The 12,322-nt window shown below is 66.6% G+C and carries 13 protein-coding genes; 2 read left to right on the top strand and 11 right to left on the bottom strand.

Going from position 1 to position 12,322, the window contains the following annotated elements; translation table 11 throughout:
* Nucleotides 1-110 precede the first annotated feature (110 nt).
* Nucleotides 111-779 carry an RlmE family RNA methyltransferase gene (locus tag K0H49_RS23655; protein WP_219217789.1) on the bottom strand — a complete coding sequence of 223 codons (669 nt, stop codon included), beginning with the start codon at nucleotides 777-779 and terminating at the stop codon, nucleotides 111-113.
* A gap of 19 nt (nucleotides 780-798) precedes the next feature.
* On the opposite strand from K0H49_RS23655, the gene K0H49_RS23660 reads away from it, so the two are divergent.
* Together K0H49_RS23660 and K0H49_RS23665 are read left to right on the top strand one after the other, a co-directional pair.
* Nucleotides 799-1,278: a YhbY family RNA-binding protein gene (locus K0H49_RS23660; RefSeq protein ID WP_219217791.1), complete on the top strand. Its 480-nt coding sequence runs from the start codon at nucleotides 799-801 to the stop codon at nucleotides 1,276-1,278.
* Nucleotides 1,279-1,319: 41 nt separating this feature from the next.
* On the top strand, nucleotides 1,320-2,042 hold the full coding sequence (locus K0H49_RS23665) for a glycosyltransferase (protein ID WP_257625096.1): 723 nt from the start codon (nucleotides 1,320-1,322) through the stop codon (nucleotides 2,040-2,042).
* 14 nt (nucleotides 2,043-2,056) lie between these two features.
* On the opposite strand, the gene K0H49_RS23670 is transcribed toward K0H49_RS23665, so the two are convergent.
* From K0H49_RS23670 to fabZ, 10 genes are all read right to left on the bottom strand, one after another.
* Entirely contained in the window at nucleotides 2,057-2,473 is a 417-nt protein-coding gene (locus K0H49_RS23670) for a DUF4149 domain-containing protein (protein ID WP_219217803.1), read from the bottom strand.
* Between the two features lie 16 nt (nucleotides 2,474-2,489).
* The gene (greA, locus tag K0H49_RS23675; RefSeq protein WP_219217805.1) at nucleotides 2,490-2,966 is read right to left on the bottom strand and encodes a transcription elongation factor GreA; all 477 of its coding nucleotides are present in this window, start codon (nucleotides 2,964-2,966) and stop codon (nucleotides 2,490-2,492) included.
* A 67-nt stretch (nucleotides 2,967-3,033) separates the two neighbouring features.
* Complete coding sequence (locus tag K0H49_RS23680; RefSeq protein ID WP_219217807.1) at nucleotides 3,034-3,903, bottom strand: Kdo hydroxylase family protein; 870 nt, start codon at nucleotides 3,901-3,903, stop codon at nucleotides 3,034-3,036.
* Between the two features lie 8 nt (nucleotides 3,904-3,911).
* Nucleotides 3,912-7,139, bottom strand: coding sequence for a carbamoyl-phosphate synthase large subunit (gene carB / locus K0H49_RS23685; protein WP_219217816.1), 3,228 nt, complete (start codon nucleotides 7,137-7,139; stop codon nucleotides 3,912-3,914).
* The gene (carA, locus tag K0H49_RS23690; protein ID WP_219217818.1) at nucleotides 7,132-8,331 is read right to left on the bottom strand and encodes a glutamine-hydrolyzing carbamoyl-phosphate synthase small subunit; all 1,200 of its coding nucleotides are present in this window, start codon (nucleotides 8,329-8,331) and stop codon (nucleotides 7,132-7,134) included. The genes carB and carA overlap by 8 nt, the downstream gene beginning before the upstream one ends.
* A gap of 160 nt (nucleotides 8,332-8,491) precedes the next feature.
* Nucleotides 8,492-9,271, bottom strand: coding sequence for a TrmH family RNA methyltransferase (locus K0H49_RS23695; RefSeq protein ID WP_219217829.1), 780 nt, complete (start codon nucleotides 9,269-9,271; stop codon nucleotides 8,492-8,494).
* The gene (gene rnhB, locus K0H49_RS23700; protein ID WP_219217831.1) at nucleotides 9,268-9,939 is read right to left on the bottom strand and encodes a ribonuclease HII; all 672 of its coding nucleotides are present in this window, start codon (nucleotides 9,937-9,939) and stop codon (nucleotides 9,268-9,270) included. The genes K0H49_RS23695 and rnhB overlap by 4 nt, the downstream gene beginning before the upstream one ends.
* Complete coding sequence (gene lpxB, locus K0H49_RS23705; protein WP_257625097.1) at nucleotides 9,911-11,065, bottom strand: lipid-A-disaccharide synthase; 1,155 nt, start codon at nucleotides 11,063-11,065, stop codon at nucleotides 9,911-9,913. Before lpxB ends, rnhB begins: the two co-directional genes overlap by 29 nt.
* Nucleotides 11,066-11,072: 7 nt before the next feature.
* Complete coding sequence (gene lpxA / locus K0H49_RS23710; RefSeq protein ID WP_219217832.1) at nucleotides 11,073-11,861, bottom strand: acyl-ACP--UDP-N-acetylglucosamine O-acyltransferase; 789 nt, start codon at nucleotides 11,859-11,861, stop codon at nucleotides 11,073-11,075.
* Between the two features lie 14 nt (nucleotides 11,862-11,875).
* Complete coding sequence (fabZ, locus tag K0H49_RS23715; RefSeq protein ID WP_219217834.1) at nucleotides 11,876-12,322, bottom strand: 3-hydroxyacyl-ACP dehydratase FabZ; 447 nt, start codon at nucleotides 12,320-12,322, stop codon at nucleotides 11,876-11,878.

Here is a 12,322-nt window from a genome sequence, read left to right on the forward strand (position 1 = left end):
GCCCAGGTCACGCAATTGATGGCCATTTTAGGCTTTTCAAGCCATGAAACACCGTGTTTTCCCGCAAGCAGCCACAGCCCGGGCACGGTTTTGGCACGGTCCGCAAGGTATCAATTCGTGTCGACGGCTTTCAGGCCGATGCCGACCATGAAGGTTTCCGACGATTTGTCGCGCGAGGCCTTGGGCTTGATCGGCTTCACGGTCTTGAAATTGGCCTTGAACAGCTGGGTCAGCTCGGCGTAGCCGCCGCCATGGAACAGCTTGGTGACGAGCGCCCCCTCGGGCTTCATGTGCTGGCGTGAAAAATCGATCGCCAGCTCGACCAGGTGCGAAATGCGCGCCGCATCGGCCGAGGCGATGCCCGAGAGATTCGGCGCCATGTCCGACACCACCACGTCGGCCTTGCGGCCCGCCAGCGCGGCTTCGAGCCGTGCCAGCACCTCATCCTCGCGGAAATCGCCCTGGAGAAAGATCACGCCTTCGATCGGCTCCATCGGCAGGAGGTCGAGCGCGATGATGGTGCCGTCCAGCGTGCCGGATGCGGCGCCGTGGGGCGAAAGCCGACGCCGCACGTACTGGCTCCAGGCCCCCGGCGTCGAGCCCAGGTCGACCACCAGATGCCCGGGACGGATCAGTCCCATGGTCTCGTCGATCTCCTTGAGCTTGTAGGCGGCGCGTGCGCGGTAACCCTCGCGGGTGGCCAACTTGACGTACGTGTCGTTCACGTGATCGTTCAACCACGCCTTGTTGACCTTGTTGCTTTTCGTCTTGACTTTCATTCGCCTCGATAATACGGGTATGACAGCCATTCAACTTACCCCTGCGCAACGCAAGGTGCATCGCGCCGATGCCCACCACCTCGATCCGATCGTCATGATCGGTGGCGACGGGCTCACCCCGGCTGTCACGAAAGAAGCCGAAGCCGCCCTCAAGGCCCATGGCCTGATCAAGGTCCGCGTCTTCTCCGACGACCGTGCCGCCCGCGAAGCCATGCTGGCCACGCTGGCCGACGAACTCGACGCCGCGCCGATCCAGCACATCGGCAAGCTGCTGGTGCTGTGGCGCCCGAAGGTCGAGAAGGTCCGCGAGATCGACGAAGACCGCATGCCCGGCCCACGTGACGTCAAGGTGCTCAAGTACAGCAAGCGCGGCGGCCAGCGCCCCGAGATCAAGACCCTGCGCGTGCTGGGCAACCAGCGCCTGACGCCCGGCGGCACGATCAAGCGCGCCAAGCCGCCGCGTCCGCTGTCGGCCAAGAAGCGCAACCAGGCAGACTGAGCTTGGCGGCAGTGCAAGGCGCCCGGCGCCATATCCTCTGCATGAAGTGGGGCACGAAATACGGCCCCGAATACGTCAATCGCCTCTATGCGATGGTGCGCCGCAACCTCAGCGGCGACTTCAACTTCGTCTGCCTGACCGACGACGGCCAGGGCATCCGCAGCGAAGTGCAGTGCCTGCCGATCCCGCCACTCGACCTGGAAGTGCCTGCGGGCCAGCCGGACCGGGCCTGGAAGAAGCTCACGACCTTCGAGGCCGACCTGCACGGCCTGCGCGGCACCGCCCTCTTCCTGGACCTCGACGTGGTGGTGGTCGGCAGCCTCGACGCCTTCTTCGAGCAGCCCGGCGAGTTCCTGATCATCCACGACTACGCGCGGCCCTGGCGCACCGAGCGCATCACCGGCAACTCGTCGGTCTACCGCTTCGAGCTGGGCGCCCATGCCGACGTGCTGGCATATTTCCGCGCCAACATGGACGCGGTGCAGGCCAGGTTCCGCAACGAACAGGCCTACCTGTCGGACTTCATGCATGCCCAGGGGCGGCTGCAGTACTGGCCCGACGCCTGGTGCCCGAGCTTCAAGTACCACGGCATCCCGACCTGGCCGACCAACTACTGGCAGGAGCCCTTCGTGCCCGACGGTGCGCGCATCGTGGTGTTCCACGGCGAATGCAATCCGCCGGATGCGCTGGCGGGCCGGCGCAACCGCGCCTTCCGCTTCATCCGGCCGGCGCGGTGGATCGCCAGGTACTGGACGACCACCTGATCAGACGACGCTGATCAGCCCCCGCTGCGGCGTCCCATGCGCCACAGCAGCACGCCGGTGCAGGCCCACTGCAGCAGGTACATGGCGCTGCCCACCGGGTGCCAGAGCTTCAGGTTGTCGCGCGCCATGATGCGCGGCGCCACTGCGTACTGCTGCAGCAGGGCCAGCAGCAGCGCGGCCAGCACCAGGCCGATGGCGAAACGGGTCGCGTCGTCGAAGCCCTGATCGGCCTTCTGACGCAGGTACATCAGCAGGATCAGCCCGCAGGCGATCGCGATCCAGCTCTGGGCCGCGAACAGCTGACCGGCGAAGTTGCCGGCCACCGACGGGTTGCCCAGCCGGGCGAACAGCATCGGCACCACCAGGAAACCCACGGTGCTCAGGCTGCCCCACCAGAAGGCGGCCAGCATCAGCGCGATACGGTCCTTCATGTGTCGCGGCCGGCGCTCAGACGTAGCTGATCGCGACGATTTCGTAGTGCTTGAGCCCGCCGGGCGCCTGCACTTCGGCGGTATCGCCCTCCTCCTTGCCGATCAGCGCGCGCGCGATCGGGCTGGAGATGTTGATAAGGCCCAGCTTCAGGTCGGCCTCGTCCTCGCCCACGATCTGGTACTTGACGGCCTCGCCCGTGCTCTCTTCCTCGAGCTCGACGGTGGCACCGAACACCACCTTGCCGCCGGCGTCGAGCGCGGTCGGGTCGATGATCTGCGCGGCCGACAGCTTGCCTTCGATTTCCTGGATCCGCCCTTCGATGAAGCCCTGGCGGTCCTTGGCGACTTCGTACTCGGCGTTCTCGCTCAGGTCGCCCTGGGCGCGGGCCTCGGAGATCGCGTTGATCACCCAGGGACGGTCGACCGTCTTGAGGCGATGGAGTTCTTCGCGCAGTTTTTCGGCGCCGCGCTTGGTGACGGGGATGGTGCTCATGTTCTGTTGCTCCAGAAAGCGAAAACGCCGAACGCTGCCGTTCGGCGGTGCATGTGGGGAGAGAGGATCAGACGAGGGTTCGTCCGGTCAGCCGGCTCAGGATGGCGAGCGGGCTTGCCTCGGGATTGTATTGCCTCGCCGCGGGCAGATGCAGCGTCTGTTCGAGCATGTACTGGCCCGACATCACGGCATGCGAGGTCTGGTCGGAAAAGCAGACCCAGACCGATCCGGCCGGGAAAGGCACGGTCTGCTGGGGCGCGTTCTTCTGGTAGTCGAGGTCGGCCTTCATCCCGTCGTGCAGTTGCAGCATCAGGTGGTCGTACTCGCTGCGCAGCGACTTGGTCACGCGCAGCGCCCGCAGCAGCCTCGCCTGCCAGGCCGAATAGGGCTTGGCGCGCGGCAGGAAGCGTTGTGCAACGGTCTCGAAGGGCTCGCCCACCCGCCAGACGCGCGGTGCGCCCTCAGGGTTGGCATTGGTGAAGACGCGCAGGATGCGCTCGCCGTAGTTGGGCCGCGAGGGAAAGGCATCGACGTGCATGCGCTTGTCGTCGGCGCGCCAGGACTGCACGCGCGTCTCGACCTGCGCCGGCCGGTAGCTCGTGGGCGCGAGCCGCAGCGCCGGCGTGTAGTGCGGCAGCAGGCCGTGGATCAGCTGCTGCGCCTGGGCACGGAAGCGCCCCACCATCGCCGCGGCGGCGCGCTGCACCGCCTCGTCGCCGACGGCGCCCTTGAGGCGCCCTTCGGCATCGAGGCTGATGTTGCGCACCTTGGGCGCCAGCAGGCTCGGCGTCAGCAGGCTACGCTCCCCGGGCAGAAGCTCGAAGCCCAGCCGGGGGAAATACAGCACCTTGCCGGCCTCCAGCGCCGCGATCCACGCCTCATTGGGCGTGGCCGCGGCCCAGTCGGCCAGGTCGAGTTCGACGAGCTGCGCGTCCATGTGTGGCCTCAGGCCGCCGCCAGCTGCGCGTGCATCTCCTGCACCGAGATCACGCCGAGTTCGTCCATGTGCTGCATGCCTTCGACCGCGGCTTCGGCACCGAAGATCGTGGTGAAGGTGGTCACACGGGCCAGCAGCGCCGAGGTGCGGATCTGGCGGGAGTCGGTGATCGCGTTGCGGCGCTCTTCGACCGTGTTGATGACCAAGGCAATCTCGTTGTTCTTGATCATGTCCACGATGTGCGGGCGGCCTTCGGTCACCTTGTTGACGGTCGCGCAGGCAATGCCGGCCGCGCCGATTGCAGCAGCCGTGCCCTTGGTCGCCGTCAGCTCGAAGCCCAGCTTGACCAGGCCGCGCGCCACCTCGACGGCGCGTTCCTTGTCGTTGTTCTTCACCGAGATGAAGACCTTGCCCGACTTCGGCAGCAGCGTGCCGGCACCGATCTGCGATTTCACGAAGGCCTCGCCGAAGGTCTTGCCCACACCCATGACTTCGCCGGTCGACTTCATCTCGGGGCCGAGGATGGTGTCCACGCCCGGGAACTTGACGAAGGGGAACACCGCTTCCTTCACGCTGAAGTAAGGCGGCGTCACTTCCTTGGTGATGCCCTGCGAGGCCAGCGACTGGCCGGCCATGCAGCGTGCCGCCACCTTGGCCAGCTGGATGCCCGTGGCCTTGCTCACGAAGGGCACGGTGCGCGATGCACGCGGGTTCACTTCGAGCACGTAGATGACGTCCTTGCCATCCTTCTGCTGGATCGCGAACTGCACGTTCATCAGGCCGACCACGTTGAGCGCCGCAGCCATGGCCGCGCTCTGGCGCTTGAGTTCTGCGATGGTGTCGGCGCTCAGGCTGTAGGGCGGCAGCGAGCAGGCGGAGTCGCCCGAGTGCACGCCGGCCTGTTCGATGTGTTCCATCACGCCGCCGATCAGCGTGCCGCCTTCGGCATCGCGGATGCAGTCGACGTCGCATTCCACCGCGTCGTTGAGGAAGCGGTCCAGCAGCACCGGCGAGTCGTTGCTGACCTTCACGGCTTCGCGCATGTAACGCTCGAGGTCGCGCTGCTCGTGCACGATTTCCATCGCGCGGCCGCCCAGCACGTAGCTCGGGCGCACCACCAGCGGGTAACCCAGTTCGGCGGCCTTTTCCAGGGCCTCGGCTTCGGCGCGGGCCGTCGCGTTCGGCGGCTGACGCAGGCCCAGCGTGTGCAGCAGCTGCTGGAAGCGCTCGCGGTCTTCGGCCGCATCGATCATGTCGGGCGAGGTGCCGATGATCGGCACGCCGTTGGCTTCGAGGTCGAGTGCGAGCTTCAGGGGCGTCTGGCCGCCGTACTGCACGATCACGCCGACCGGCTTTTCCTTGTCGACGATCTCGAGCACGTCCTCGAGCGTCAGCGGCTCGAAGTACAGGCGGTCGGAGGTGTCGTAGTCGGTCGAGACGGTCTCGGGATTGCAGTTGACCATGATGGTCTCGTAGCCGTCCTCGCGCATGGCGAGTGCGGCGTGCACGCAGCAGTAATCGAACTCGATGCCCTGGCCGATGCGGTTGGGACCGCCGCCGAGCACCATGATCTTCTTGTTGTTCGTCGGCTCGGCTTCGCACTCGTCCTCGTAGGTCGAGTACATGTAGGCCGTGTTGGTCGCGAACTCGGCCGCGCAGGTGTCGACGCGCTTGTAGACCGGGCGCACGCCCAGGGCACGGCGCTTCTCGCGGATGGCGGTGTCGGTGGTCTTCAGCTGGCGCGCCAGGCGGCGGTCGGAGAAGCCCTTCTTCTTGAGCGCGAGCAGCGTGTCGCGGTCGATGTCGTCGAGCGACTTGGTCTCCAGCTCGAGCTCGATCTTCACGATCTCCTCGATCTGCACCAGGAACCACGGATCGATTTTGGTGAGCGCGAACACTTCGTCCACGCTCAGGCCCATCGCGAAGGCATCGCCCACGTACCAGATGCGCTCGGGGCCGGGCTCGCCGAGTTCCTTCTCGAGCACTTCGCGGTCCTGCGTCTTCTCGTTGAGACCGTCGACGCCCACTTCGAGACCGCGCAGGGCCTTCTGGAAGGATTCCTGGAAGGTCCGGCCCATGGCCATCACCTCGCCCACCGACTTCATCTGCGTCGTCAGGCGCGAGTCGGCCTGCGGGAATTTCTCGAAGGCGAAACGCGGGATCTTGGTGACCACGTAGTCGATCGAGGGCTCGAAGGACGCGGGCGTGGCACCGCCGGTGATCTCGTTGCGCAGCTCGTCGAGCGTGTAGCCCACGGCCAGCTTGGCCGCGACCTTGGCGATCGGGAAGCCCGTGGCCTTGGAGGCCAGTGCCGACGAACGCGACACGCGCGGGTTCATCTCGATGACGACCATGCGGCCGTCCTGCGGGTTGATCGAGAACTGCACGTTCGAGCCGCCGGTGTCGACGCCGATCTCGCGCAGCACGGCCAGCGAGGCGTTGCGCAGGATCTGGTATTCCTTGTCGGACAGCGTCTGCGCGGGCGCCACGGTGATCGAGTCGCCGGTGTGCACGCCCATCGGGTCCAGGTTCTCGATCGAGCAGACGATGATGCAGTTGTCGGCGGTGTCGCGCACCACTTCCATCTCGTACTCTTTCCAGCCCAGCAGCGACTCTTCGATCAGCAGTTCGTTGGTCGGCGAGGCCTCCAGGCCGCGCTTGCAGATGGTCTCGAATTCATCGGGGTTGTAGGCGATGCCGCCGCCGGTGCCGCCGAGCGTGAAGCTCGGGCGGATCACGGTCGGGAAGCCCAGCGTCTTCTGCACGGTCCAGGCCTCGTCCATCGAGTGCGCGATGCCGGAGCGGGCCGAGCCCAGTCCGATCTTGGTCATCGCGTCCTTGAACTTCAGCCGGTCCTCGGCCTTGTCGATGGCTTCCGGCTTGGCGCCGATCAGCTCGACCTTGTACTTGTCGAGCACGCCGTTGCGCCACAGGTCGAGCGCGCAGTTGAGCGCGGTCTGGCCACCCATGGTCGGCAGGATCGCGTCGGGCCGTTCCTTGGCGATGATCTTCTCGACCGTCTGCCAGGTGATGGGCTCGATGTAGGTGACGTCGGCCGTGGCCGGGTCGGTCATGATCGTCGCGGGATTGCTGTTGATCAGGATGACCTTGTAGCCCTCCTCGCGCAGCGCCTTGCAGGCTTGCACGCCCGAGTAGTCGAACTCGCAGGCCTGGCCGATGATGATCGGGCCGGCGCCGATGATGAGGATGCTCTTGAGATCTGTGCGCTTAGGCATTCTTGTTTCCTGCTTTGTGCTTTTCCATCAATGCCGTGAAGCGATCGAACAGGTAGCCGATGTCGTGCGGGCCGGGCGAGGCTTCGGGGTGACCCTGGAAGCAGAAGGCCGGCTTGTCGGTGCGCGCCAGGCCTTGCAGCGTGTTGTCGAACAGGCTGATGTGGGTGGCACGCAGGTTGGCCGGGAGCGACTTCTCGTCGACCGCGAAGCCGTGGTTCTGGCTGGTGATACTCACGCGGCCGTTGTCGAGGTCCTTGACCGGATGGTTCGCGCCATGGTGGCCGAACTTCATCTTGAAGGTCTTCGCACCCGAGGCCAGCGCCATGATCTGGTGACCCAGGCAGATGCCGAAGGTCGGGATGCCGGTCTCGATCAGTTCCTTGACGGCGTCGATCGCGTAGTCGCAGGGCTCCGGGTCGCCGGGGCCGTTGGACAGGAAGATGCCGTCGGGCTGGAGCTTCAGCACATCGGCCGCGGGCGTCTGCGCCGGCACCACGGTGATGCGCGCGCCGCGCTGGGCCAGCATGCGCAGGATGTTCTTCTTGACGCCGTAGTCGAAGGCCACGACGTGGAACTTGGGCGTGATCTGCACGCCGTACCCCGGCTTGCCGTTCAGGTTCACGAGCTTCCACTCGGTCTCGGTCCACTCGTAGGTCTGCGTGACCGACACCACCTTGGCCAGGTCGAGGCCGGCCATGCTGGGCACGCCCTTGGCGGCGGCGATGGCCTGGTCGATGCGCGCCTGCGTGACCGTCTCGCCGGCGGCGAGGCCGACGATGCAGCCGTTCTGCGCGCCGTGCGTGCGCAGATGACGCGTGAGCTTACGGGTGTCGATGTTGGCGATGGCCACCGTCTTGCTGCGCACCAGGTAGGCGTCGAGCGTTTCGGTCTGGCGGAAATTCGAGGCAAGGAGTGGCAGGTCCTTGATGATCAGGCCTGCGGCATGGACCTTGTCGGCTTCGATGTCTTCCTCGTTGACGCCGTAGTTGCCGATGTGCGGATACGTGAGGGTCACGATCTGCTGGCAGTAGCTGGGGTCGGTCAGGATTTCCTGATAGCCGGTCATCGAGGTGTTGAACACCACTTCGCCGGCTGTGGAGCCGGTGGCTCCGATCGAATTGCCGAGAAAGACCGTGCCGTCTGCGAGCGCCAGGATGGCGGGAGGAAAAGCTCCCTTGAGAGACAAAAGCACTGGGTTCTCCGGATGGATGACGCCCAAAGCGAACCCAAGGTGCCCAGCATGCAATGACATGGATGCGGGGGGCGGGCTGCGGCTTTCGTCGAAGGGTAAGCTTGTGTGCGCTGTGGGCGGGGTGTGAGCGGGAAAGCCGCTGATTATAGCCGGCGCGCTGTCACGATCCGGACAAAGCCGCGCTGGCATGCAGACAAATCGCTGCCGCGGCCGCCACATTCAGCGACTCCTCGCCACCCGGCTGGGCGATCCGGATGCGGTGCGAGGCCCGCGCCTCCAGCGCCGCCGAGACGCCCTGGCCCTCGTGCCCGAGCAACCAGGCACAGGGATGCGGCAGTTGCGCCTGGTGCAACCAGTCGCCGTGATGCGAACTCGTCGCCACCAGCGGCACCGTCAATCCGTCGAGCAGTTCGGCCTCTACGCCTTCGATCAGCCGCAGGCCAAAGTGCGCACCCATACCGGCGCGCAGCACCTTGGGCGCCCACAGCGCGGCGGTTCCCTTGAGCGCCACGATCTGGCTGAAGCCGAAGGCGGCCGCGCTGCGCAGCACCGAGCCGACGTTGCCGGCATCCTGCAGGCGGTCGAGCACCACGGTCGGCGCATCGGCCACGAGTTCGGGGCGCATCGGCAGGTGCATCACGAAACCCATGGGCGCGGGCGACTCGAGGCCGCTCACGCCGGCCAGCAGCGCATCGGCCACGATCAGGGTGCGATCGGCGGCGTCGGTCCATTCGAACTGCGCCTGCGGCCAGAAGGATTCGGAAAACACCGCAATCGCCGGCCGCACACCGCGCTGGCGCGCCGCACGGCAGAGGTGGTCGCCCTCCAGCCAGATGCGGCCCAGCTTGCGGTAGGCGCCGGGATCCTGCGCGAGCTTGCGCAACTCCTTGAGCAGCGCGTTGTCGCGCGAGGTGATGTGCTCGGGTGCCGCGTTGCTCATGCGTCGATCCGTTCTGGCTGCACGCCGATCGCCGCCTGCTGCATCGCCATCCGCTCGAATGCCGCCGCCACGGGCGCGAAGGAACGTCGGTGATGCACGCAGGCGCCGTGAAGCTGCAAGGCGTCGAGATGGGCCCGCGTGCCGTAGCCCTTGTGGCCTGCGAAACCGTAATGCGGGTATTCGAGGTCGAGCTCCCGGCACAGCCGGTCGCGGTGCACCTTGGCCAGGATCGAGGCGGCGGAGATGGCCTTGACCCGCGAGTCGCCCTTGACGATGGCTTCGGCCAGCACGTCGAGCGTGGGCAGCCGGTTGCCGTCGACCAGCACCTTGACCGGCTTCAGGCGCAGGCCCTCGACCGCGCGGCGCATCGCCAGCATCGTGGCCTGCAGGATGTTATAGGTGTCGATCTCCTCGACGCTGGCCTGCGCCACCGAGCAGCACAGCGCCCGGGCCAGGATCTGCTCGCAGAGGCGCTCGCGCTGCAGCGCCGTCAGCGTCTTGGAGTCGGCCAGGCCGGGGATCGGGCGGCGATCGTCGAGGATGACGGCCGCAGCCACCACCGGGCCGGCCAGCGGGCCGCGGCCGGCCTCGTCCACGCCGGCCATCAGGCCGGGCGCATCCCAGACCAGGGCGGCCTGTTCAGCCTTCAAGAACTTTCTCGATCGCATCGGCGCAGAGTGTCGGAGTGTCGCGCAGCAAATCGGCGTGCAGCGCGGTGAAACGTTGTTGCAGGGCCTCGACTTTGGCGGGGTCTTCCAGCCAGCGCAAGGTGGCGGCGGCCAGCGCCTCGGGCGTGGCCGCATCCTGCAGCAGCTCGGGCACGACGAATTCGCCGCACAGGATGTTCGGCAGGCCCACCCAGGGCTGCAGCTGCTGGCGATGCATGAGGTGCCAGGAGACCCGGTTCATGTTGTAGGCGATCACCATCGGGCGCTTGAACAGCGCGGCCTCGAGCGTGGCGGTGCCGCTGGCGATCAGGGTCGCGTCGCAGGCGGCCAGCGCGGCATGCGACTGGCCATTGAGCAGGCTCACCCTGCCCTCCATGCCGCAGGCCTTGATCGCCGCCTCGACCTCGGCGCGCAGGCCGGGAATCGCCGGGCAGATGAACTGGATCTCGGGCCTCGACTTCGCCATCAGCGCGGCGGCCGCGAAGAAGCGCGACGCCAGGTAGCGCACCTCGGAGCGGCGACTGCCGGGCAGCAAGGCCACGACCGGCGCCGCGGGGTCCAGACCCAGGGCCGCACGCGCGGCGGCCCGATCGGGCTGCATCGGGATCACGTTGGCCAGCGGATGGCCGACGTAGCTGGCGGCCACGCCCTGCTCCGCCAGCAGGGCCGGCTCGAAGGGGAAGATGCACAGCACATGGTCGGCCGCCGCACGGATCTTCTCGATGCGGTCGGGCCGCCAGGCCCAGATCGAGGGGCAGACGAAATGCACGGTCTTGATGCCGCGCCCGCGCAGCCCGGCCTCGAGGTCGAGATTGAAATCCGGCGCATCGATGCCGATGAACAGCCCCGGCCACTCGCGCAGCAGGCGCGCCTTGAGCTGGCGACGGATGCCGGCGATCTCGGCGTAGTGACGCAGCACCTCGATGTAGCCGCGGACCGCCAGCTTTTCCTGCGGCCACCAGCTCTGGAAGCCGCGCGCCAGCATCTGCGGACCGCCGATGCCGACGATCTCGACCTCGGGCCAACGGGCCTGGAGACCGTCCATGAGCAGGCCGGCCAGCAGATCGCCCGAAGGCTCGCCGGCGACCATCGCGAAGCGTCGCGTCGCTGTTTGCTCTGCGCTCATGCGCGAATCAGCGGGCGATGCCGCTGACGGAGCTGCCGAGGAAGCCATCCATCAGCGCCACGTCGGCCGCGGCTCCAGGCACCTGGATCGCCAGCTCGGAGAGCGCAATGCGCGCCTCGTCCAGCGTTTTGCCTTGTCGATAGATCAGCTTGTGCATCTCGCGGATCGCGGTGATGCGTTCGGCCGAGAAGTCCCGCCGGCGCAGACCCACCAGGTTCACGCCACGCACCGCGAGCGGATTTCCGTCCACCACCATGAACGGGGGGACATCCTTTCCGATGTGGCTGGCAAAGCCGAGCATGGCGTGCGCGCCGATGCGCATGCGCTGCAGGATGCCGGTGAGCCCGCCCACCGTGGCCCAGTCGCCGATCACCACATGGCCCGCCAGCGTGGCATTGTTGGCCATGGTGATCTGGTTGCCGAGCTGGCAGTCGTGCGCGATGTGCACGTAGGCCATGATCCAGTTGTCGTCGCCGATGCGCGTCACGCCCACATCCTGGGCCGTGCCCAGGTTGAAGGTGCAGAACTCGCGGATCGTGTTGCGGTCGCCGATCACCAGTTCGGTCGGCTCGCCGTCGTATTTCTTGTCCTGCGGCACCGCACCGAGCGACGCGAACTGGAAGATCCGGTTGTCGCGCCCGATGGTCGTGTGCCCTTCGATCACGCAATGCGGACCGACGCTCGAACCGGCACCGATGCGCACGTGCGGACCGATCACCGTGTAAGGCCCGATCGACACCGAGGAATCGATTTCGGCCTTCGGATCGACGATGGCCGTCGGATGAACCTGCGTCATTGCCCGCGAGAATTTCAGTTGATCTGGCGCATCGCGCACATGAGCGTGGCCTCGCAGGCCAGCTCGCTGCCCACCAGGGCACGGCCCTTGAACTTCGAGATGCCGGCCTTCATGCGATCGATCTCGACTTCCAGCGTCAGCTGGTCGCCCGGCTCCACCGGCCGCTTGAAGCGTGCACCGTCGATGGCCGCGAAGTAGTAGACCGTGTTGTCGTCGGGCACGATGTCCAGCGAGTGGAAGGACAGCAGCGCCGCGGCCTGCGCCATGGCTTCGAGCATCAGCACACCCGGCATCACCGGGCGGTGCGGGAAGTGGCCGTTGAAGAAGGGCTCGTTCATCGTGACATTCTTCAGCGCCGTGATGCGCTTGCCCTTCTCCATGGCCGTCACGCGGTCCACCAGCAGGAAGGGATAGCGGTGCGGCAGGAGCTTGAGAATCTGATGGATGTCGAGCGTCGTCAT

The organism is Variovorax boronicumulans, assembly GCF_019352895.1.
Taxonomy (GTDB): Bacteria; Pseudomonadota; Gammaproteobacteria; order Burkholderiales; family Burkholderiaceae_C; genus Variovorax; species Variovorax boronicumulans_A.